The following is a 21,311-nucleotide window of genomic DNA, read 5'->3' as shown; positions in this document are numbered from 1 at the left end:
TTTTTGCGCGTGCTATCCGCTTAGATAATCTTCAGCGAGAGCCAGTACAGCGCGCCTGACAACAGAATCGCTGCGGGCAGGGTGAGTACCCAGGCCATCAGGATACTGGTGACGGTTTTCTTCTGCAGGCCGCCGCCATCAACGAGCATAGTCCCCGCAACGGAGGAGGAGAGCACGTGAGTGGTGGAAACCGGCATACCAGTGTAGCTCGCCAGACCAATCGATACGGCTGCGGTCATCTGGGCTGACATACCTTGTGCGTAGGTCATTCCTTTCTTACCAATTTTCTCGCCGATAGTGGTCGCCACGCGACGCCAGCCGATCATCGTACCGATACCCAACGCCAGAGCAACCGCCATGATAATCCAGATTGGCGCGTACTCGATGGTGCTCAACATATCGGTTTTCAGTTTCTTCAGCAGACGCTTATCTTCGGCATTCACTTCCGGCAGCTTCGCTGCTTTATCAGTGGTGTCGGAGATGCAGAGCATCACGCGACGCAGTTGGCTACGCTGTTCAACGGAGAGTGTGTCGTAGCTTTCGGTACCGGTCAGCATCGTCTTCATGCGGTCAAGCGCGTTGATGGTGTTAGCCGGGTGGCAGTGGAATTCACCGTTTGCTGCCGCACCGGCGTCCGGAGACGGGATAAGCTGCTCTGCGCCGGTCACTTTCTTCAACAGCTCAGGGCGCTGCTGGAAGAAGGTTTCCACATTGTTGACCGCATCGCGGGTACGGGTGATTTCGTAGCCGGAAGCGTTCATGTTGACCACGAAGCCCGCCGGAGCGACGCCGATCAGAACCAGCATCACCAGACCAATGCCTTTCTGTCCATCGTTCGCACCGTGCGAGAAAGCCACGCCAATGGCTGACAGAATCAGCGCAATACGCGTCCAGAATGGCGGTTTTTTCTTGCCGTCTTTCTTTTCACGTTCAGCAGGTGTCAGGTGGATACGAGCGCGTTTTTTGGTATTGCTCCAGTAACGACGCAGGATGAAAATTAAACCACCCGCAACCACCAGGCCAACGATTGGCGAGATGATGAGCGAGCCGAAAATACCCATGACTTTCGGGATATTCAGCGCGTCCACGACCGAAGTGCCGGTCATCAGCGCATTGGTTAAACCAATACCGATGATCGCGCCGATCAGCGTGTGCGAGCTGGAGGCCGGGAGGCCGAAATACCAGGTTCCGAGGTTCCAGATTATCGCCGCCAGCAACATGGAGAAGACCATGGCGAGGCCATGTGCTGAACCCATGTTAAGCAGCAGGTCGGTCGGTAACATATGCACAATGGCATAGGCAACGCTAAGACCGCCCAACAGAACGCCGAAGAAGTTAAAAAGGGCCGCCATCGCCACAGCAAGCTGCGACCGCATTGCGCGTGTGTAAATCACAGTTGCAACAGCGTTTGCGGTATCATGAAAACCATTGATCGCTTCGTAAAACAGCACGAAAGCAAGAGCAAGCAATAATAATAGCCCGGTATGTAAATCCAGACCGGCAAATAAATGTAGCATAGGACGTTACGCCATTTTGAGGACATGAACGCGGCGCATTATCAGTGACTTTCGCGGCGCGGGCAAAGTGAAATATAGACTTTTTTTGATTTTCTTCCTGTTTAAGTTTTACCTTGTTGGGAGTATTCCTATATCTTTCAACGATGTACATAAGTGCAGTTTTTTTCCTGCTGGTGCGACCAGAGTGAAAAATTTACAATTCCCGACAATCGGGATATGAGGAATGTTGTGTGGAAAGGTTTGATGCCATCGTAATTGGCGCCGGAGCGGCGGGAATGTTTTGTGCAGCGCAGGCAGGGCAGGCGGGCTGCCGCGTGCTTTTGCTCGATAATGGCAAAAAGCCTGGCCGCAAGATACTGATGTCCGGCGGCGGGCGCTGCAACTTTACTAACATGTATATCGAACCCGCGGCGTATCTCAGCCAAAACCCGCATTTTTGCAAATCTGCGCTGGCGCGCTACAGCCAGTGGGACTTTATCGACCTGGTTGGCAAACACAACATCGCCTGGCATGAGAAGACGCTGGGCCAGCTTTTTTGCGATGATTCAGCCGAGCAAATCGTTAACCTGCTGCTGGCCGAGTGTGAAAAGGGCGGCGTGCAAATTCGTCTGCGTACGGAAATTCTCAGCGTCGAACGTGATGACGAAGGTTACATGCTGCAGCTTAACGGCGACGCGGTGGCGGCGAAAAAGCTGGTGGTTGCTTCGGGTGGCCTGTCTATGCCCGGCCTGGGCGCTTCGCCGTTTGGCTATAAACTTGCCGAGCAGTTTGGCCTGAAGGTGCTGCCGACTCGCGCCGGACTGGTACCGTTCACCCTGCATAAGCCGCTGCTTGAACAGTTACAGGTACTGTCCGGGGTTTCGGTGCCTTCAACCATTACCGCTGAAAACGGTACGGTCTTCCGCGAAAATCTGCTTTTTACCCACCGTGGGCTGTCCGGCCCGGCGGTGCTGCAAATTTCCAGCTACTGGCAGCCGGGAGAATTCGTCAGTATCAATCTGCTGCCGGATTGCCATCTTGATGAGTTCCTCGACGAGCAACGTGTGGCGCATCCCAATCAGAGCCTGAAAAATACGCTGGCGATGCAGTTGCCGAAGCGGCTGGTTGAGTGCTTGCAGCAATTAGGGCAGCTTCCGGACGTCACCCTGAAACAGCTTAATGTTCGCGATCAGCAGACCCTGGTTGAGACGCTGACCGGGTGGCGCGTTCAGCCGAACGGTACCGAAGGCTATCGTACGGCGGAGGTGACCCTCGGCGGCGTGGATACCAACGAACTCTCCTCACGCACCATGGAAGCCCGCAAGGTACCGGGTCTCTATTTTATCGGCGAAGTGATGGATGTGACCGGTTGGCTGGGCGGATATAACTTCCAGTGGGCCTGGGCGTCAGCCTGGGCGTGCGCGCAGGCGCTGGTTGAAGAGTAAGAGATGAGCCCGGCAATTTTCACTACCGGGCGAAATAATCAATTCAGCCCAAGAAAATACTGGGCGATTTTGAAGTAGATAATCAATCCGGTGCCGTCGATAAGGGTGGCGATAAACGGTGCTGAAACCACCGCTGGATCGATGCCGAGGCGCTTGAGCGTCAGCGGGATCACCGACGACACCACCGCGCTCCACAGGGTAATGCATACAAGCGTCAGGCTGACAATTAGCGTGATTTCCATGCCGATGCCCATCATCCACGCGCGCAGGCAGCCCGCCAGACCGAGAGTGATAGCTATCAGCAACGAGGTGGAGACCTCTTTACGGATTACGCGCCCCATATCCCGCAGCCGCACTTCCCCAAGCGCCATAGAGCGCACCAGGGTGGAGGTGATCTGCGTCCCGCTGTTGCCACCGGTACCAATCAGTAGCGGAATGAAAAAGGCCAGCGCAATCGCTGACTCCAGCGCTTCTTCAAAATGCTGCAATACGCTGCTGGTGTAGGCTTCGGCGACGAACAGCAGCAGTAACCAAACCGAACGCTTTTTCCAGAGCGCCCACGGGCTGGTTTCCAGATACGGCTTTTCCAGCGGCAGCGTTGCTCCCTGACGCTGGGCATCTTCGGTCACATCATCTTCCAGCAGATGGGCAATCTCTTTTTCCATAAGGCAGCCAACCAGCTCGCCCTTTTCGACTACCGGTACCAGATCGAGACCACGCTCGGCCAGTTCGGCGACCACCTGCGGGCGCTCGTCGTCAGGCCTGACACGAAACAGACAGCTATCCATTAAATAACGAATGGATTGAGCGGTATCGCTCTCCTGGAGCAGCTTTTTAATCGACAAACTACCGCGCAGTTTTTTTCCGGCGACAACAAACACCTGGCCTGGGATCTCATCGCCGGCAAGCTGAGAAACGAATAGCTCTCGCGCTTCATGAACGCTGAGATGCTCCGGCAGAGTAATGAAATCGGTACGCATGTACTGGGCGATCGCGTCGCCGTCAAAAGCAGAGATAGCCTGATGTGCGGCGCACAGTTGAATTGAAGACATGGTGTAATTCCCTATAAAAAATCACTCATAGGGGCGAACAAGACAGGATGAGCACAGGCAGATCCCTACGTCCTGGTTTTAGCACTGCATAACGTATCTGTCCGGCATGAACGCCGTCAGAAGTTACCTTGGCAACACCTTGATTCGATGGAAGCCTGTATTTCCCTGAGTGGTCTCTCTCGATACCAGCAGGGCGGTAACTTATATTTATGCAGGAGCCTCGCCATAACGAGATCGTTAAATGAGGCGTAATTATTAGCGAAGGTGGATAATTCACCAAGAGTATAATTCATATGGTTTATTAATTGTTGAGAAAGCCCGACTGCTTTTTAGCGGATCATGGCTGACCGTCAAAGCGATGTATCGCCTGACGCAGGAAATCCACTACGCGGCGGGCTTCGGGCCGTAGTGCCGTTTGCCGCAGGCTCGCCACTCCGACGTCCATCCACGTCATACAATCGTCGACCGTGCGTCGCATCACGCGCAGCCCCTCAAGCGACCAGGGACGCCAAACGAGGTCCGAAAGGATCGTGACGCCCTTACCCTGTGAAACAAAAGTGCGGATAGCCTCGAAGGAGTTGGTACGGTAGCGAATATCCGGCTGCCCGCCGCGCTGCCGCCAGACGTCAAGGATCACGGTGGGGTAATCATCGGTCTCAAGCAGCAAAAACGGGACCTTTGCGATATCAGCCAGCCGCAGTTCCGGCTGGCTGAGTAAAGGGTGACCGATTGGCGCCCACAGACGACGCAGGGAGCGCAGGAAAGTATCAATCGTCAGATCATCATCGTGGCGAATGTTTGACGTCAACACCAGGCAAAAGTTGACCTCTTGCTGATGTAAGGATGTTATCAGCGCCTGAGATGAACCCTCCTGAAAATGAATCTCCAGAAGCGGGAAACGGCGCTCCAGTTCGCTATAAATGCCGGGTAGCAGATAGGCCGAGAGCGTTTCAGCGATGCCTACCCGCACGCTGCCGGTGGTCATTTCCGGCTGATTGTGCAGGTCGTTAATCGCGGCTTCGCTATCAGAGAGGATTTTGCGCGCATGGCTCAGAAAGCGTTCCCCGTCGACGGTCAGCTCAATACCCTTCGGATGGCGAACAAAGAGCTGCGTGTTCATAATCGTTTCCAGATTACGCATCGCGACCGTCATCGATGACTGAGAGATATGGCAACGCCCGGCGGCTTTTGAGATTTGTAGCGTCTCGGCCAGCGCGACGTAGAATTCCAGCTGTCTTAGGGTGAACTTCATAGTTTCAAACTATACGCCTGAATGAAAACTTTATATTAGCACTGGCTTATTCGTGAGCAGTACCCTGAATGGCATAGGTTTAAGGTAAATCAAGGAGTTTGTATGCCTTATCTTCTGCTCGCGCTGGCGGCCTGCTTCTGGGGTGGTAATTATGTGATTGGTCACCTGCTGGTATCGCAGGTTGACCCTATTGTGCTATCAGCGCTGCGCTGGTGGGCTACTGCTATCCTGTTGATGATGCTCTACTTTCGCCAGGTTAAACAGCAGTGGCCAGCGATAAAACAGGCGAAAGGGATTGTTTTCTTTCTGGCACTGTGCGGCCAGGTTTTATTTCCCCTGACGCTCTATGTCGGTCTGCAATATACCTCATCATTGAATGCGGCAATTTATTTATCGACGACCCCGGCGATGGTGCTGCTGATTAATCGCTTTATATTCCGCGAGCGTATTTCGACGGGAAATGTCGCGGGCGTAATATTAAGTTCCTGCGGTGTTATCTGGCTTATTTTGCAGGGAAACGTCACGGACTGGTCAACTTTGCGCAACCTGAATCGGGGCGATCTCTGGACTATGGGCTCGGCGATGAGCTGGGCGGCCTACTGCGCTTTTTTGCGCCTGAAACCGAAAGAGGTGGCCGGTAATGGCTTTGTCGCCGTCAGCGCCTCGGTGGGGGCGATTATGCTGCTGCCGGTTTTGATGGCGAATACGCTACAGGCGGCTGATCTGGATTTAGCACCTTACCTGTCGCTGAATTTCCTTCTCGGACTGGCTTATCTGGTGATTTTCCCTTCCTGGCTCTCTTACCTTTTGTGGAATAAAGGCATTGCGGCGATTGGCGCCACGCGTGGGGAGGTGTTCTCGCACCTCATTCCGCTCAGCGGCGGCCTGTTCAGCATTCTCTTTCTGCACGCGCCGCTCTATACGTACCACCTGATCAGCGCGCTGGCGATTATCTGTGGTATTACCCTGTGCTCGCGTTCGCGCCGGGTTAGTGAGTCCCACGCTTTATGAGTGGGAGAGGTCGTCCTCCGTAGGCAAACACTGCAAATGGCCGTGGCGCACGCCGCGCTGGGCGATGACATCATCGGCAAAATGCTGAACATCGCCCATATCGCCTTTCAGCACGGCAATCTCCAGGCAGTCGTCGTGGTTGATGTGTACGTGCAGGGTGGCGACGGAGAGATCGTGGTGTTGATGCTGGGTGGAGACTAAACGGCTGGCTAAATCTCGCTTCTCGTGTTCATAAACATACGAGAGCACCGCGAAGCCCTGAGTGCCGTGCTCCTGGGTGGTTTCCTGGGCCAGCGCGCCGCGCAGAATATCGCGGATCGCTTCGGAACGGTTGTTGTAGCCACGGCGCTGGCTCAGACTATCCAGCGTTTCGAGTAAATCGTCATCAAGGGTGATAGTGACACGTTGCATCTGTTAGACCTTATTACGGCGTACGGGAAAGGCGGGAAGTACCGCATTTTGTAACACGCGGCCGGCGTTGGAGGAAAAGGTTAATCTGTCGCCCACGGTCTGCGTCTCGACGATTTGCCCCTCGTCCATCACCATCACCCGCTGGCAAAAGCGTTCCACCAGACGCAAATCGTGGGTGATAAACAGGCAGGCTGTGCCGAACTGCTGTTGTAGTTTTTTGAGCAGACGAATGATGCCCGCCTGGAGTACCAGATCGAGATTCGACACCGCTTCATCCAGAATAAGCAGCTTAGGTTCTACCGCTAATGCCCGCGCCAGGCAGACGCGCTGGAGCTGCCCGCCGCTCAGCTGCGGTGGCCGCTTGTCGAGCACGCTATCGTCCAGGTCGACTGCGTTGAGCATTTCTCTTGCCCGGGCCAGTTGTTTCTGTTTCGTTAATGACAGCAGATGCCGCATCGGTTCACGCAAAATCTCACGCACCGTTTTACGCGGATTCACCGCGCTGATGGAATCCTGAAACACCATCTGAATATCCCGGCGAAATGCTTTTTGTTTGCTGCGATTGAGGTGGGCGAGCGTCTCGCCGCGCCAGCTGACGCTGCCCTCGGTGGGTGATTCCAGCCCAACCAGCAGGCGCGCCAGCGTGCTTTTTCCGCAGCCGCTGCGTCCCAGCAGGGCGACGGTTTCGCCGTTTTTCAGCGCTAAAGAAACCTCTTTTAGCACCGGTAAGTTTGCGTATTGGTGCGAGAGCGTAGAGACGCTAAGTAATGTCATAAGGCCAGCTCCAGCCCATACAGGGCGAGATGTGCGGCAACCAGATTGCGGGTGATGGGGTGCTGTGGCGCGTTGAAGATGGTTTCGACATCCCCCTGTTCCACGATCTTGCCGTTATCCATCACCGCTACGTCGTCCGCCAGCCGCGCGACGACGCCCATATCGTGAGTGACCAGCAGCATTCCGGGTGCACGGCTGCGCATTATGCTCTCCAGCAGATCGAGAATGCGCGCCTGGGCGACGACGTCCAGATCGGTGGTCGGTTCATCGGCGATAATAAACGGCGCATCGCACAGCAGCGCCATCGCAATCATCATCCGTTGGAGCATGCCGCCGCTCATCTCAAAGGGATAAAGCTTCAGCACGCGTTCTGCCTGCTCCAGCCCCACGGCCTCTAACGCACTGATAAGCGTAGCGTCATCTGATGGTTTGCCTAATGCTCGGCAGGTTTCCCGCGCGTGAGCCGCCATAGTATGCAGCGGATTAAAGGCGCTGCGCGGGTTTTGCATAATGGTGGCGATTTCCACACCACGCAGTTCGCTGGGTGAAACGGGTTTGCCGTCCGCAAGAATGGCTCCCGCCGTCTGGTGCACGCCTGCGGGCAGAATGCCCAGCGCAGCGGCGCAGGTCAGTGATTTTCCGCTGCCGCTGCCGCCGACCAGCGCCAGCACGCGTCCGCGTTTGAGCGCCAAAGAAACGCCGTGTACCAGTGGACGTTCGGCCTGTAAGGTGATGTTTTGCAGTTCAATCTGTTGCGGCATCAGTGGGCATGCTCCGTTTCCAGATGGGGGTCGAGATGATCGCGCAGCGCGTCACCCACCATATTGAAGGCCATTACGCTGATAAACAGCGCCAGCCCCGGCCAGAACATTTGCAGCGGCTGGGTCCAGATGTACTGGCGGGCGTCGTTAATCATCACTCCCCATTCGGCGGTTGGCGCGGTCACGCCGAGGCCGAGGAACGACATTCCGGCGACGTGCAGCATCATATGACCAATATCCAGGGTCGCCAGCACCAGCAGCGAGGGGATCACGGCACCTGCTAAGTGGTCGACAAACACCCGAACATGGCCCGCGCCGGAAAGCCGGGAGGCAAGCACAAATTCGCGCTGGCGCAAGGAGATCGTCAGGCTGCGCACCATCCGCGCGTACCACGCCCAGTGCGACAGGGCGATGGCGATAATCACGTTGGTCAGCCCGGTTCCCAGCACGCCGACCATAAAAAAAGAGAGGATAGAGGTCGGGAAAGTCATAAACATATCCGCGATGCGCATGGTGACCTGATCGACACGGCCGCCAATCAGCCCCGCGCTGCCACCGACGATCAGCCCTAGCGCCAGAACTAACAGCAAACAGGCCATCACCGAGCCAAGCGACACGCGGGTTGCCGCCAGCAGGCGCGAGAAAATATCGCGCCCCAGATGATCGGTACCCAGCCAGTGCTGATTATCGGGAGCAAGCAAACGTGACGGTAAATCAATGGCCTGCGGATCGTAAGGTAACCACCACTGGCTGGTGAGCGCAATCACCGCCAGCAGGGCAATCATGATTAAGGAGAGGCGGATGGGCCAGCGCGATGAGAGGAAAAAATTCACGAGTGCGCTCCTTCATGGCGGCGAATGCGCGGATCCAGCGCGGCGTTCAGCAGGTCAACAATCAGGTTACAGACCACAAAAACGGTAACCATCATCAGCGTAAAACACTGAATGACCGGGTAGTCGCGGTTAAATATCGCCGACACGGCATAGCGTCCCACGCCGGGCCAGGCAAAAATATTTTCGATGATCATGGTGCCACCAATCAGCTCGCCGATATGCATGCCGACGGCGGTGATCATCGGCAGCGAGGCGTTACGTAGAATATGGCGGCGCTCGATTTGCTTGTTGTTGAGACCGCGTAGCCGCGCCCAGGTCACGTGACGCTGCCCGGCGACCTCCAGCATGCTGGCACGTAGCAAACGGGCGTTAATCGCCAGCGACATAAAGGCAATCGACACCGCTGGCAGAACGAGATGCTGCCAGCCGCCATAGCCCAGCGCGGGCAACCATTGCAGATATACCGAGAAGAGCATCACCAGCAGAAAGGCGAGCCAGAAGTTGGGCATTGAGACGCCGAGGAAAGCGATAACCCGCACAACAAAATCCGGCAGACGATCGCGGTGGCGCGCCGCCCAGATGCCGAGCGGTACCGAGGTGAGTAGGATCAGTATCAGCGCTGCGCCCGCCAGCTCCAGCGTGGCAGGAAGGAAGGTCAGCATATCATCCAGTACCGGACGTTGAGTCGCGAACGAGATGCCAAAATCCAGGTGCAGCGCCTTCCACAGCCAGGAGCCGTACTGCACGATAAGCGGCTGATCCAGACCCAGCATCACCCGCGTGGAAGCGACCATCTCCGGCGTCGGCGGTAGGTTCGACAGGCGCAAATAGTCGAGCGCCGGGTCGCCGGTCCCCAGGCGCAGCATTAAAAAGATAATCACCGAGGCGGCGAAAATCATCGGGATCAGCAGCGCCATGCGCCGCAACGCGTAACGCAGCATCAGGGTTTCACCGGTTTAATCTGTTCAAACGGAATTTCAGACGCAATCGGCGCGTAGGGAATTGCGCCCAGCTCCGGTCTGGCGACCACCATTATCGAGACGTAGCTGATGGGCAGGTAGACCACATCGTCGTGCAGACGGGTCAGAATGTCGCGATATAGCGCCTGGCGCTGAGTTTCGTCAGTCGTTTCCAGCACTTCACCAATCTCTTTATCAATGATCGGTTTATCGGCTAAACCCTGCTGTGCCTGAAAATCAGCATGGGACGGGACGCGCATCGAACTCATAAAGGCGTGGGGGTCGTAAGGCGCGCCCCAGGTACGGTTGAAAATCATGCCGAAGCGACCGTCACGCTGGCGGGCATAAATACTGCTCTCTTCCTCGCCGACCAGCGCTACGTCGACGCCAATCTGGTGCATATCGGCCTGGATAATTTCGGCCATCGACTTGCTTAGCGCGTCGGTGCCAATAAACGACAGCTCAATGCGCAGCGGCTGACCGTTTTTCTCACGGAACGCTTTGCCTGCGGGCATTATCCAGCCCGCTTTTTCCAGCAATGCTTTTGCCTGCTGCGGGTCGTACTGGCGTGGTTTCAAGCCAATATTCGCGTAAGGGACGGTGGGAGAAAACAGCGTATCGGCTACCTGCTGGGTGCCGTATAGGGCGTTATCGACAAGCGATTTTTTATTTACCGCGTAGTTCAGCGCTTCGCGTACTGCCAGCTCGTTAGTCGGTGCCTTTGCGGAGTTGAGCGCCAGCATCACCGTTTCAATCGGCTGCGAAAGCTGGGTTCGATACGCCGGGTTGTGGCTAAAGCGCGCGAAGGTATCCAGCGGCAGCAGCCCTTCGTTGCCGTACAACAGGTCAATATCACCGGTCTCAAACGCCACCGCGCGGGTGGTCGGGTCCGGGATCACCTTGACGGTAATCTTTTGAATCTGCGGTTTTTCGCCCCAGTAGCGGTCGTTACGTACCAGCACATCGTACTGATTGAGCTTTGACTCTTTTAGCATCCACGGGCCGGTGCCGATCGGCGCTTTAATGCCGTGCAGGGTCTCGTTATCTTTAAACTGCGACGGGGCGATAAAGCGGAAAGGGCGCGGCAGCGCCAGCTCCTGCAGAAATGGGTAATAAGCGCTTTTCAGGGTAATTTGCAGCTCGTTTTTGCTGAGCGCCTTGACGTCGACTATCTGATTGACCAACTCCAGCCAGGCATGGCGTTGACGGTTATCAAGTACCGCGCGAAAGTTCTCTGCCGCAGCAACGGCGTCAAAGGCTTCGCCGTTCGAGAATTGCACATCGTCGCGCAGGGCGAAGGTCCAGATTTTACCGTCCGCCGAATGTGTCCAGCTTTTTGCCAGCCACGGGGTAACCGAACCGTCTGCCTGATACTTCACCAGCGGTTCATACACCATGCTCTGGGCGAACATCTGGTTGGGCGTATAGAGGTGCGGGTTGAGCGGGCCGACGTTAACCGGCCAGGCGGTGGTGATTTCGTTGGGGGCGGCATTGGCCAGCAAAGGTGCGCAGGCGATTAGCGCCAGCAGGGCGGAGCGGATGATAGACAAGGCTTTAGTCTCAGCGACAGGAAAGTATGACGATTTTAAGGATTCATCATACTTTCAGCGTAAGCTGGATCAATATTTGGCCTGAAAGTATAAGAAAACAGTATATATATTTTGACGGTATGAAATGGAGAACAAGCCTGCCGCAGCTCCGGCACATCTCCCGGAGGCGGCGCTTGACGCGCCTGTCCGGGCTACCGGCCCGCAGACGGCTGTGAACCCGTAGCCCGGTCAGCGCAGCGCCACCGGGACGAAGCAGCGCCGGTGTATCAGGTTCGGCACATCCCCCGGAGGCGGCGCTTGACGCGCCTGTCCGGGCTACCGGCCCGCAGACGGTTGTGAACCCGTAGGCCCGGTAAGTCGTCAGCCGCCACCGGGCGCTTTATGTTCTGAACAGATCGAGCAGCGTGGCGACCTGCTCATCAATCGGCGTTAAATCCCGTTTAACGATCAGGTGCAGCGGCGTTGCCCGCCGTGCGCCGTGGCCCAGCGGCAGCGCTTTCAGCACCCCCTGTTTGAGCTGTGAACGAATGCGCTCTTCCGGCAGCCAGCCGAAACCAACCTGATATAACACCGCATCAATGGCGGCATCAATAGTAGAGAACGTCCACGCATCGCGGACGGATTGCGGGTCGTTGCTGCGGTCAGCGATGCGCACCAGCGGCCAGGGCGCCAGCGCATTATCATCCAGCGGCCCCTCGAATGCCGAAAGCGGGTGATCGCGATGGGCGACGGCGACAAAATCGATATTCATCAGCCACTCGCCGCGCCCGGTAATATCCTGACGGCGGGTGAGCACCATCACGTCGGCTTCGCTGCGCGCCGGGTGTTCCTCCTCAACATTTTCCAGTACTTCGGTCAGCCTGACCTGGGTTTGCGGATAGCGTTGTTGAAACTGGCGCAGAATGGCAAACAGCCGCTCGCGGGGGAAAATGCTATCGACCAGCAGATCCAGCCGGGTTCGTGCGCCGTCTCGAAGGGTGGCGGCATGGGTTTCAACATAAGAAAAGGCCTGCAACAGCGGCTTGACCTGGCCGAGCAGCAGCTTGCCCGCCGGGGTGAGTACTGCGCGGCGGCCAGAAGGCGTGAGCAGCGTAACCCCCAGCCGCTCCTGCAACAGAGCAAGGTTATAGCTCACCGAAGACTGGCTGCGGTGGGTCTCTTCCGCCGCCTTCGCAAAGCTACCCAGCTCAACAACTTTTTCCAGTAGCGCCCATTGCTCGAGGGTGGTCTTGTGCATGACTAATCTAAAAAGTGGATGTATTTAATCCAAACATAGCGTTATTTATCCATTTTTTAAAGCAGTATGCTTGTTCTCAACAAATAGAGGAGAACAGATTATGAGCACTTTCGACAAACATGACCTGAGCGGTTTTATCGGCAAACATCTGGTTTATACCTACGATAACGGCTGGAACTACGAGATTTACGTTAAAAACACCACCACCCTGGATTACCGAATCCATAGCGGGATCGTGGCTAATCGTTGGGTGAAAGATCAGCAGGCTTACATTGTTCGCGTGGGTGAAAGCATCTATAAAATTTCCTGGACCGAGCCGACCGGTACCGACGTGAGCCTGATTGTTAACCTTGGCGATAAACTGTTCCACGGCACCATCTTTTTCCCGCGCTGGGTGATCAACAATCCGGAAAAAACCGTCTGTTTCCAGAACGATCATATCCCGCTGATGGTCTCTTACCGTGAAGCTGGTCCAGCCTATCCGACAGAAGTGATTGATGAGTTTGCCACTATTACGTTTGTTCGTGATTGCGGTGCGGATAACGACGAAGTGATTAATTGCCCGGCTAATGAATTACCGGAAAACTTTCCTGCTAATCTGTAATATTTATGAAATAATTTTGTGATTCGACTGGATTTTTTATATTTCGTAGACCATGTTTAAAGGTGGTTTATTGAAACCTGGTTTAATGTTCGTTTACTTTTCGCTAGTGCGTTCCTGCTGTCCTCCCCCTCTGGCAGGAGCGCTAAACCTCATTAAGTTCCGAAGAAAAACTCTATCTCAATGATTTTTAACAAAATCATAATGCATATCTAATTAATATTAATTTCTTAATATTATCCTAAGCAAACCTGTCTAAATTTAATAGCATCTAAATATCCTGTAATGAAATGCGCCATCAAACTGATTTCGCTTTCATTTTCATTTTGTTTAAGTCAGCAGGTGCAGGATATTTCTTATCGACCCCGTTCCTCGTCGGGTCATTTACAGAACAGGAAAATGATGAGCGATTTTTTGCCGTTTTCGCGCCCGTCGATGGGCGACGCAGAGCTGGCTGCGCTGCGTGAAGTTTTGCAATCGGGCTGGATCACCACCGGGCCGAAAAATCAGGCGCTGGAAGAAGCGTTCTGTACGTTAACTGGCAACCGCCACGCTATCGCGGTCAGTTCGGCGACCGGCGGGATGCACGTCACGCTGATGGCGTTGGGCATTGGCGCGGGTGATGAAGTGATCACCCCTTCCCAAACCTGGGTCTCCACGCTGAACATGATCTGCCTGCTTGGCGCGACCCCGGTGATGATCGATGTCGATCCCGATAATCTGATGGTTACCCCTGAAGCGGTGGAAGCGGCGATCACTCCGCGTACTAAAGCGATCGTTCCCGTGCACTATGCGGGCGCGCCGGTGGATATCGACGCTATTCGCGCCATTGGCGAGCGGCACGGAATTGCGGTGATTGAAGACGCTGCCCACGCGGCGGGAACACACTACAAAGGCCGCCATGTCGGCTGGCGCGGTACCGCCATCTTCTCGTTCCATGCGATCAAAAATATGACCTGCGCCGAAGGCGGGTTGGTGGTGACCGACGATGACGAGCTGGCGACGCGCATTCGCAGCCTGAAGTTCCACGGTCTCGGCGTTGATGCCTACGACCGCCAGACTCTGGGCCGCGCTCCGCAGGCGGAAGTGATCTCGCCGGGCTTTAAATACAATCTGGCGGATATCAACGCCGCGCTGGCCCTGGTGCAGCTGGATAAACTGGCCCACGCCAATCTGCGGCGCGCCAAAATTGCCCAACGCTACTTGAGCGAACTGGCGGATACCCCATTCAAGCCGTTGGCGGTACCCGATTGGGAACATCAGCACGCCTGGCACCTGTTTATTATCCGCGTCGACGAGGCCACCTGCGGTATCAGCCGCGATGCTCTGATGGAAAAACTGAAAGCCATGGGCATCGGCACCGGCCTGCACTTCCGCGCGGCGCATACGCAAAAGTATTACCGCGAGCGTTTCCCTGAAGTTTCATTACCGCATACGGAATGGAACAGCGCGCGCATTTGTTCCATTCCGCTATTTCCAGATATGACCGATGACGATGTCACTCGGGTGATTTCCGCACTACACCAGCTGTCAGGACGTTGATATGTTTAGCTATCCTCCCGTGAAAAAAGTCTCGGTGGTTATCCCGGTTTATAACGAACAGGAGAGCCTGCCGGAGCTTATCCGCCGTACCGACACCGCCTGCGCGACGCTCGGACGCCAGTATGAGATTCTGCTGGTCGACGATGGCAGCAGCGATGACTCGGCGCGGATGTTAACCGAAGCCGCCGAGGCCGAAGGCAGCCACGTGGTGGCGGTGTTGTTGAACCGCAACTACGGCCAGCATTCGGCAATTATGGCGGGCTTCAGCCACGTCACCGGCGACCTGATTATTACCCTCGATGCCGACCTGCAAAACCCGCCGGAAGAGATCCCACGGCTGGTAGAGAAAGCCGACGAGGGCTACGACGTGGTCGGTACCGTTCGCCAGAACCGCCAGGATACCTTTTTCCGTAAAAGCGCCTCGAAGATGATCAACCGCCTGATCCAGCGCACTACCGGTAAAGCGATGGGCGATTATGGCTGCATGCTGCGCGCCTATCGCCGCCACATTATCGACGCGATGCTCAACTGCCACGAGCGCAGTACGTTTATCCCGATTCTGGCGAATACCTTTGCCCGTCGGGCGGTCGAGATCCCGGTAATGCACGCCGAGCGTGAATTTGGTGATTCCAAATACAGCTTTATGCGCCTGATTAACCTGATGTACGACCTGGTCACCTGCCTGACCACCACGCCGCTGCGCCTGCTGAGCCTGTTCGGCAGCGTTATCGCCCTGCTGGGCTTTGGTTTCGCCATCCTGCTGGTGGCGTTGCGCCTGGTGTTTGGCCCGCAGTGGGCGGCAGAAGGGGTGTTTATGCTGTTCGCCGTGCTGTTTATGTTTATCGGTGCTCAGTTCGTCGGCATGGGCCTGCTTGGGGAGTATATCGGCCGCATCTATAACGATGTCCGCGCCCGTCCCCGCTACTTTATTCAACGTGTTGTTCGCCAGCCGGAAACGGCATCTCAAGAGGAAGATCGTTCATGAAAGCTGTAGTTTTCGCTTATCACGATATGGGTTGTGCAGGTATTCAGTCTCTGCTGGATGCCGGTTATAACATCGCCGCTATTTTTACCCATCCGGACAACCCTGGCGAAAACCATTTCTTTGGCTCCGTGGCGCGTATTGCCGCGGAGCAAGGCATTCCGGTGTGGGCGCCAGAAGACGTGAACCATCCGCTGTGGATCGAACGTATCCGTGAGATAAAACCGGACGTGCTGTTCTCGTTCTATTACCGCAACCTGCTGTGCGATGACATTCTGAACCTCGCACCGCAGGGGGCTTTCAACCTACACGGTTCACTGCTGCCGAAATACCGTGGCCGAGCGCCGCTGAACTGGGTGCTGGTGAATGGTGAAAGCGAAACCGGCGTGACGCTGCATCGTATGGTTAGCCGCGCCGATGCCGGGAATATCGTGGCGCAGAAAAGCGTGGCTATTGGCGCAGATGACGCGGCGCTGGTTCTGCATCGTAAACTTTGCGCTGCGGCATCCGAACTGCTGGGCCAGGCGCTGCCGGCTATCCGCGACGGTAAAACCGAAGAGTGTGCACAAGATGAAAGCCAGGCGACCTACGTGGGTCGCCGCACGCCGGAAGATGGTCGCCTCGATTGGGAGCAACCCGCTCAGACGCTGCATAACCTGGTGCGCGCGGTCTCCGATCCGTGGCCGGGCGCGTTTGGCTACGCCGGGGCAAACAAGTTTATCGTCTGGAAATCTCGCGTGCGCCAGGACCTGAACGCCGCGAAAGCGGGTACGGTGATTTCCACTGCGCCGCTGGTTGTTGCCTGTCAGGAAGGGGCGCTGGAAATCGTCACCGGGCAGACCGAACGCGGCGTTTATATGCAGGGTACGCAACTGGCGCAGGCGCTGGGCCTGGTTGCTGGCGCGGTGCTGAGCAGCAAGCCGGTCGTGGCGATTAAGCGCCGCACCCGCGTGCTGATCCTCGGGGTGAACGGCTTTATCGGCAACCACCTGACCGAGCGCCTGTTGCAGGACGACAACTACGAAATTTACGGCCTGGATATTGGCTCTGACGCCATCAGCCGTTTCCTCGATAATCCGCGTTTCCACTTTGTGGAAGGCGATATCAGCATTCACTCCGAGTGGATCGAGTACCACATTAAGAAGTGCGACGTCGTGCTGCCGCTGGTGGCGATTGCGACCCCAATTGAGTACACCCGCAATCCGCTGCGCGTATTTGAATTGGATTTTGAAGAGAACCTGAAGATCATCCGCGACTGCGTGAAATACGATAAGCGCATTATCTTCCCGTCGACGTCCGAAGTGTACGGTATGTGCACCGACAATAACTTCGATGAAGATAGTTCGAACCTGGTGGTTGGGCCGATCAACAAACAGCGCTGGATTTACTCGGTTTCCAAGCAGCTGCTGGACCGCGTGATCTGGGCGTACGGCGATAAGAACAACCTCAAGTTTACCCTGTTCCGTCCGTTCAACTGGATGGGGCCGCGTCTTGATAACCTCAACGCCGCGCGTATCGGTAGCTCCCGTGCCATCACTCAGTTGATCCTTAACCTGGTCGAAGGTTCGCCGATCAAGTTGATTGAGGGTGGTAAACAGAAGCGTTGCTTCACCGATATCAGCGACGGTATCGAAGCGCTGTTCCGCATTATCGAGAACAAAGATGGCCGTTGCGATGGGCAGATTATTAACATCGGTAACCCGGATAACGAAGCGAGCATCAAAGAGCTGGCGGAAATGCTGCTGGCCTGCTTTGAGCGCCACCCGCTGCGCGACCGCTTCCCGCCGTTTGCCGGTTTCCGCGAAGTCGAAAGTAGCGATTACTACGGTAAAGGCTACCAGGATGTTGAGCACCGTAAGCCGAGCATTCGCAACGCGAAGCGCTGCCTGAACTGGGTGCCGACGGTAGAGATGGAAGAGACGGTGGAACACACTCTGGACTTCTTCCTGCGCACGGTTGAACTGGTGGACGACAACAAATCATGAGACAGGTCGGCTTACGTATAGATGTCGATACCTTTCGCGGGACGCGGGACGGGGTCCCGCGGCTGCTGGCTCTGCTGGGGCAGCGCGGAATTCAGGCAAGCTTCTTTTTTAGCGTCGGGCCGGACAACATGGGGCGTCATTTATGGCGCCTGGTAAAACCGAAGTTTCTGTGGAAGATGCTGCGTTCAAAGGCCGCTTCGCTGTACGGCTGGGATATCCTGCTGGCCGGTACCGCCTGGCCGGGGCGCAGAATTGGTGCGGGTAATGAAGAGGTTATCCGCGCCGCCGCGCAGGAGCATGAAGTGGGCCTGCACGCCTGGGATCACTATAGCTGGCAGGCGTGGAGCGGCGTCTGGCCACAGGAGCGGCTGGCGCTGGAAGTTGAACGCGGGCTGCTGGAGCTGGAGCGGATTATCGGTCGTCCGGTGGCCTGCTCCGCCGTTGCGGGCTGGCGGGCCGATCAGCGGGTCATCAAGGCCAAAGAGGCTTTTGACTTCCTCTACAACAGCGATTGTCGGGGAACGGGTCCCTTCCTACCGGTGCTGGGCAACGGCGCGCCGGGAACCGTGCAAATCCCGGTGACGTTACCGACCTGGGATGAAGTGGTCGGCAGCGCAGTGGATATTGCGGGCTTTAACCGCTATCTGCTGGATTGTATCCATCGCGATACGGGTACTCCGGTCTATACCATCCATGCTGAAGTCGAGGGGATTGCCTTTGCTCAACAGTTTGATGAACTGCTGACCATGGCCGCTCAGGAAGAGATTCAGTTTTGCCCGCTAAGCCAGTTGCTGCCCGCCGATTTTAGCGTGCTGCCGCGAGGCAAAGTGGTTCGTGGAGAGCTGGCTGGCCGGGAAGGCTGGCTTGGACGTGAACAATTACTCAATTCGGGTGTTTGATGAAAAGCATTCGCTACGGTGCGGCTCTGGTCGCTCTTTTTGCCCTCTACTATTTACTGCCGCTCAACTTCCGCCTGCTTTGGCAGCCGGATGAAACCCGCTATGCGGAAATCAGCCGTGAGATGCTGGCGACCGGCGACTGGGTGGTGCCGCATTTCCTCGGCCTGCGCTATTTTGAAAAACCCATCGCCGGATACTGGATTAACAGCATTGGCCAGTGGCTATTCGGTCACAATAATTTTGGCGTCCGCTTCGGGGTCGTGTTCTCTATTACCGTCACCGCCCTGCTGGTGGCCTGGCTGGCGTGGCAGATATTTCGCGATAAACGCCTGGCGATCCTGTCGCCGGTTATCTTCCTGACTGCGCTGCTGGTCTACAGTATTGGCACCTATGCGGTACTGGACCCGATGATTACCATGTGGATGGCGCTGGCGATGTGCAGCTTCTGGGGCGCGGTACAGGCCCAAAGCCACAGCGGCAAAATCGTTGGCTACGTCTTACTGGGCGTGGCCTGTGGAATGGGGGTGATGACCAAAGGTTTCCTCGCGCTGGCGGTGCCGGTGGTCGGGGTATTGCCGTGGGTGATTGCGCGTAAGCGCTGGCGCGAAGTGCTGACCTACGGCTGGCTGGCGGTGGGCGTCTGCGTGCTGGTAGTGCTGCCGTGGGGGCTTGCCATCGCCAAACGTGAACCGGACTTCTGGCGCTACTTCTTCTGGGTGGAACATATCCAGCGTTTTGCTGAAAAAGATGCCCAGCATAAAGCGCCGTTCTGGTACTACATTCCGTTCCTGATTGCCGGGAGCCTGCCGTGGCTGGCGCTGCTGCCGGGAGCGCTCAAGCGCGGTTGGACCGAGCGCGATGAATCACGCAGGGCGCTGTATCTGCTGGGATGGGTGGCGATGCCGTTCCTGTTCTTCAGCATTGCCAAAGGTAAGTTGCCAACCTATATCCTGCCGTGTTTCGCTCCGTTGTCGATTCTGATGGCGCGCTACGCGCTGGATGCGGCGAAGTCCGGGGCGAAAGCGCTGAAAATTAACGGCATGATCAACTTAGGCTTCGGTCTCATTGGCCTGGTCGCCGTGCTGGTCGTTTCGCCTTGGGGCTTTATGCATCAGCCGGTGTGGAACCATATTGAGCTGTATAAGTGCCTGTTGGCGGCGCTGATTTTTGGTTGCTGGGCGCTGATGGGCTGGATGGCGATGAAGGACAATGGCCGCCGCTGGACCTTAGCCGCCATCTGCCCGCTGGGGCTGGCGCTGCTGGTGGGTTTTGCTATCCCGGACCGGGTTATCGACAGCAAGCAGCCGCAGTTCCTGGTGGATATTGTCAGCGAGTCGCTGACGCCGAGCCGCTACGTTTTGACCAATAACGTCGGTATTGCTGGCGGGTTGTCATGGGAGCTAAAGCGCAGCGATATTATATTGTTCGACAAGCAGGGCGAGCTGAAGTACGGCCTGTCCTGGCCGGATGCCCAGAGCCAGTTTGTGGATAAAGAACAATTTGCCGATTGGCTGGCTGCGCACCGCCAGCAGGGGCCGATTTCACTGGTTCTGCTGATGGACAAAGGAGAGAGTATGGCCGACTTACCGCTACCCAAACCTGATAACTCCTATGAGCTAGGCCGGGTGGTGTTTATCCAGTACCTGCCGCAATGAGCGTCTGGATCTGTCTGATTTTCGCCAGCCTGCTGAGCTGCGTCGGACAGCTGTGCCAGAAACAGGCGACCCGCCCGTCTAAATCCGGACGGCGCGGGCACCATATCCTTGGCTGGTTGGGATTAGCATTGCTCTCCCTGGGCTGCAGCATGCTGTTGTGGCTTAGCGTACTGCAGTCTATCCCGGTCAGCATTGCCTATCCGATGCTGAGCCTGAACTTTGTCTGGGTGACCCTTGCTGCGTGGGGGATCTGGCGCGAGCCGGTGGCGCGCCGCCACTGGGTTGGCGTAGGGCTGATCGTCGTCGGGATCGTTATTCTGGGGAGCCGCATCTGATGGGCTTAATCTGGGCGTTATTTAGCGTGGGTTTAGTCAGCGCCGCACAGCTGCTGCTGCGCAGCGCGATGGTCGAACTGCCGCCGCTGACGGATTTATTCACCTTTCTTAATCATCTGCTGCATCTGCGGGCGGGGACCTTCGGCCTGGCGTTTGGCCTTTTCGGCTATCTGCTGTCGATGGTCTGCTGGTACTTCGCCCTGCACCAATTACCGCTGGCGAAGGCTTACGCGCTGCTCAGTCTAAGCTACATTCTGGTGTGGGCCGCCGCCATCTGGCTCCCCGGCTGGTATGAGCCTTTCCACTGGCAATCGTTATTGGGCGTGCTGCTGATTGTTGCCGGGGTACTGACTATCTTCTGGCCAGTGAAGCGCCGGGGCTGATGCGTAGGTGCTGCTGCTTCCCGGGCTACGGGTTCACAACCGTCTGCGGGCCGGTAGCCCGGACAGGCGCGTCAAGCGCCGCCTCCGGGAAATGTGCCGGGCCTGATGGTTCGGCGCAGCTACTTCCCGGCTCGCGCTACGCTTAGCC

Annotated in this window: 20 protein-coding genes and 1 riboswitch; of the genes, 10 read left to right on the top strand and 10 right to left on the bottom strand. The window is 56.5% G+C overall.

Annotated elements, in window-relative coordinates; genetic code table 11:
- Positions 1–20: 20 nt before the first annotated feature.
- Positions 21–1,517 (bottom strand): inorganic phosphate transporter PitA, encoded by a 1,497-nt coding sequence (gene pitA, locus HV127_RS05285; protein WP_182235204.1) that lies wholly within the window; start codon positions 1,515–1,517, stop codon positions 21–23.
- A 230-nt stretch (positions 1,518–1,747) separates the two neighbouring features.
- Between pitA and HV127_RS05280 the strand changes: the two genes are divergently transcribed.
- Positions 1,748–2,941: an NAD(P)/FAD-dependent oxidoreductase gene (locus HV127_RS05280; RefSeq protein ID WP_182235203.1), complete on the top strand. Its 1,194-nt coding sequence runs from the start codon at positions 1,748–1,750 to the stop codon at positions 2,939–2,941.
- Positions 2,942–2,979: 38 nt separating this feature from the next.
- Here HV127_RS05280 and HV127_RS05275 read toward each other — a convergent pair whose 3' ends face one another.
- A complete protein-coding gene (locus HV127_RS05275; RefSeq protein ID WP_182235202.1) occupies positions 2,980–3,993 on the bottom strand; it encodes a magnesium transporter in 1,014 nt (337 codons plus the stop codon).
- A 56-nt stretch (positions 3,994–4,049) separates the two neighbouring features.
- Positions 4,050–4,233: riboswitch (M-box (ykoK) riboswitch) on the bottom strand.
- Between the two features lie 97 nt (positions 4,234–4,330).
- Positions 4,331–5,245: a LysR family transcriptional regulator gene (locus HV127_RS05270; protein WP_182235201.1), complete on the bottom strand. Its 915-nt coding sequence runs from the start codon at positions 5,243–5,245 to the stop codon at positions 4,331–4,333.
- A gap of 102 nt (positions 5,246–5,347) precedes the next feature.
- On the opposite strand from HV127_RS05270, the gene HV127_RS05265 reads away from it, so the two are divergent.
- Positions 5,348–6,256: a DMT family transporter gene (locus HV127_RS05265; protein WP_182235200.1), complete on the top strand. Its 909-nt coding sequence runs from the start codon at positions 5,348–5,350 to the stop codon at positions 6,254–6,256.
- Here the strand turns inward: HV127_RS05265 and nikR are convergent.
- The 7 genes from nikR to HV127_RS05230 form a co-directional block, all read right to left on the bottom strand.
- Positions 6,251–6,667, bottom strand: a complete 417-nt coding sequence (gene nikR / locus HV127_RS05260; protein ID WP_142670538.1) for a nickel-responsive transcriptional regulator NikR — start codon at positions 6,665–6,667, stop codon at positions 6,251–6,253. The genes HV127_RS05265 and nikR overlap by 6 nt on opposite strands.
- 3 nt (positions 6,668–6,670) lie before the next feature.
- The gene (gene nikE / locus HV127_RS05255) at positions 6,671–7,441 is read right to left on the bottom strand and encodes a nickel import ATP-binding protein NikE (RefSeq protein ID WP_182235199.1); all 771 of its coding nucleotides are present in this window, start codon (positions 7,439–7,441) and stop codon (positions 6,671–6,673) included.
- Entirely contained in the window at positions 7,438–8,202 is a 765-nt protein-coding gene (gene nikD, locus HV127_RS05250; RefSeq protein WP_182235198.1) for a nickel import ATP-binding protein NikD, read from the bottom strand. Before nikD ends, nikE begins: the two co-directional genes overlap by 4 nt.
- Positions 8,202–9,035, bottom strand: coding sequence for a nickel ABC transporter permease subunit NikC (nikC, locus tag HV127_RS05245; protein ID WP_182235197.1), 834 nt, complete (start codon positions 9,033–9,035; stop codon positions 8,202–8,204). Before nikC ends, nikD begins: the two co-directional genes overlap by 1 nt.
- Positions 9,032–9,976, bottom strand: a complete 945-nt coding sequence (nikB, locus tag HV127_RS05240) for a nickel ABC transporter permease subunit NikB (protein ID WP_182235196.1) — start codon at positions 9,974–9,976, stop codon at positions 9,032–9,034. Before nikB ends, nikC begins: the two co-directional genes overlap by 4 nt.
- On the bottom strand, positions 9,976–11,544 hold the full coding sequence (gene nikA, locus HV127_RS05235; protein WP_182235195.1) for a nickel ABC transporter substrate-binding protein: 1,569 nt from the start codon (positions 11,542–11,544) through the stop codon (positions 9,976–9,978). The genes nikB and nikA overlap by 1 nt, the downstream gene beginning before the upstream one ends.
- Before the next feature lie 379 nt (positions 11,545–11,923).
- Positions 11,924–12,781: a LysR family transcriptional regulator gene (locus HV127_RS05230; protein WP_181484572.1), complete on the bottom strand. Its 858-nt coding sequence runs from the start codon at positions 12,779–12,781 to the stop codon at positions 11,924–11,926.
- 97 nt (positions 12,782–12,878) lie between these two features.
- Here HV127_RS05230 and HV127_RS05225 point away from each other — a divergent pair, with 97 nt between their 5' ends.
- The 8 genes from HV127_RS05225 to arnF all read left to right on the top strand — a co-directional run bounded on the left by HV127_RS05225 (position 12,879) and on the right by arnF (position 21,163).
- The gene (locus HV127_RS05225) at positions 12,879–13,385 is read left to right on the top strand and encodes a phenolic acid decarboxylase (RefSeq protein ID WP_182240565.1); all 507 of its coding nucleotides are present in this window, start codon (positions 12,879–12,881) and stop codon (positions 13,383–13,385) included.
- 399 nt (positions 13,386–13,784) lie between these two features.
- A complete protein-coding gene (arnB, locus tag HV127_RS05220) occupies positions 13,785–14,924 on the top strand; it encodes a UDP-4-amino-4-deoxy-L-arabinose aminotransferase (RefSeq protein WP_182240563.1) in 1,140 nt (379 codons plus the stop codon).
- Position 14,925: 1 nt separating this feature from the next.
- The gene (arnC, locus tag HV127_RS05215; protein WP_182235194.1) at positions 14,926–15,909 is read left to right on the top strand and encodes an undecaprenyl-phosphate 4-deoxy-4-formamido-L-arabinose transferase; all 984 of its coding nucleotides are present in this window, start codon (positions 14,926–14,928) and stop codon (positions 15,907–15,909) included.
- Complete coding sequence (arnA, locus tag HV127_RS05210) at positions 15,906–17,891, top strand: bifunctional UDP-4-amino-4-deoxy-L-arabinose formyltransferase/UDP-glucuronic acid oxidase ArnA (protein ID WP_182235193.1); 1,986 nt, start codon at positions 15,906–15,908, stop codon at positions 17,889–17,891. The genes arnC and arnA overlap by 4 nt, the downstream gene beginning before the upstream one ends.
- Positions 17,888–18,790 (top strand): 4-deoxy-4-formamido-L-arabinose-phosphoundecaprenol deformylase, encoded by a 903-nt coding sequence (arnD, locus tag HV127_RS05205; protein WP_182235192.1) that lies wholly within the window; start codon positions 17,888–17,890, stop codon positions 18,788–18,790. The genes arnA and arnD overlap by 4 nt, the downstream gene beginning before the upstream one ends.
- Positions 18,790–20,445, top strand: a complete 1,656-nt coding sequence (gene arnT / locus HV127_RS05200; protein ID WP_182235191.1) for a lipid IV(A) 4-amino-4-deoxy-L-arabinosyltransferase — start codon at positions 18,790–18,792, stop codon at positions 20,443–20,445. Before arnD ends, arnT begins: the two co-directional genes overlap by 1 nt.
- The gene (arnE, locus tag HV127_RS05195; RefSeq protein ID WP_182235190.1) at positions 20,442–20,780 is read left to right on the top strand and encodes a 4-amino-4-deoxy-L-arabinose-phosphoundecaprenol flippase subunit ArnE; all 339 of its coding nucleotides are present in this window, start codon (positions 20,442–20,444) and stop codon (positions 20,778–20,780) included. Before arnT ends, arnE begins: the two co-directional genes overlap by 4 nt.
- Complete coding sequence (gene arnF / locus HV127_RS05190) at positions 20,780–21,163, top strand: 4-amino-4-deoxy-L-arabinose-phosphoundecaprenol flippase subunit ArnF (protein ID WP_182235189.1); 384 nt, start codon at positions 20,780–20,782, stop codon at positions 21,161–21,163. Before arnE ends, arnF begins: the two co-directional genes overlap by 1 nt.
- Positions 21,164–21,311: the final 148 nt, after the last annotated feature.

Source organism: Klebsiella sp. RHBSTW-00215 (genome assembly GCF_014103785.1).
Classification (GTDB): Bacteria; Pseudomonadota; Gammaproteobacteria; order Enterobacterales; family Enterobacteriaceae; genus Klebsiella.
The sequence above is the reverse complement of the archived record's forward strand: the minus strand, read 5'-3'. Positions and strand labels throughout refer to the sequence as shown.

What these genes read in the sequence shown, in the direction of transcription:
- pitA (WP_182235204.1), bottom strand. Translation starts at nt 1,517, where the DNA reads ATGCTACATTTATTTGCCGGTCTGGATTTACATACCGGGCTATTATTA.
- HV127_RS05275 (WP_182235202.1), bottom strand. Translation starts at nt 3,993, where the DNA reads ATGTCTTCAATTCAACTGTGCGCCGCACATCAGGCTATCTCTGCTTTT.
- HV127_RS05270 (WP_182235201.1), bottom strand. Translation starts at nt 5,245, where the DNA reads ATGAAGTTCACCCTAAGACAGCTGGAATTCTACGTCGCGCTGGCCGAG.
- HV127_RS05265 (WP_182235200.1), top strand. Translation starts at nt 5,348, where the DNA reads ATGCCTTATCTTCTGCTCGCGCTGGCGGCCTGCTTCTGGGGTGGTAAT.
- nikR (WP_142670538.1), bottom strand. Translation starts at nt 6,667, where the DNA reads ATGCAACGTGTCACTATCACCCTTGATGACGATTTACTCGAAACGCTG.
- nikE (WP_182235199.1), bottom strand. Translation starts at nt 7,441, where the DNA reads ATGACATTACTTAGCGTCTCTACGCTCTCGCACCAATACGCAAACTTA.
- nikD (WP_182235198.1), bottom strand. Translation starts at nt 8,202, where the DNA reads ATGCCGCAACAGATTGAACTGCAAAACATCACCTTACAGGCCGAACGT.
- nikB (WP_182235196.1), bottom strand. Translation starts at nt 9,976, where the DNA reads ATGCTGCGTTACGCGTTGCGGCGCATGGCGCTGCTGATCCCGATGATT.
- HV127_RS05230 (WP_181484572.1), bottom strand. Translation starts at nt 12,781, where the DNA reads ATGCACAAGACCACCCTCGAGCAATGGGCGCTACTGGAAAAAGTTGTT.
- arnB (WP_182240563.1), top strand. Translation starts at nt 13,785, where the DNA reads ATGAGCGATTTTTTGCCGTTTTCGCGCCCGTCGATGGGCGACGCAGAG.
- arnC (WP_182235194.1), top strand. Translation starts at nt 14,926, where the DNA reads ATGTTTAGCTATCCTCCCGTGAAAAAAGTCTCGGTGGTTATCCCGGTT.
- arnA (WP_182235193.1), top strand. Translation starts at nt 15,906, where the DNA reads ATGAAAGCTGTAGTTTTCGCTTATCACGATATGGGTTGTGCAGGTATT.
- arnD (WP_182235192.1), top strand. Translation starts at nt 17,888, where the DNA reads ATGAGACAGGTCGGCTTACGTATAGATGTCGATACCTTTCGCGGGACG.
- arnT (WP_182235191.1), top strand. Translation starts at nt 18,790, where the DNA reads ATGAAAAGCATTCGCTACGGTGCGGCTCTGGTCGCTCTTTTTGCCCTC.
- arnE (WP_182235190.1), top strand. Translation starts at nt 20,442, where the DNA reads ATGAGCGTCTGGATCTGTCTGATTTTCGCCAGCCTGCTGAGCTGCGTC.
- arnF (WP_182235189.1), top strand. Translation starts at nt 20,780, where the DNA reads ATGGGCTTAATCTGGGCGTTATTTAGCGTGGGTTTAGTCAGCGCCGCA.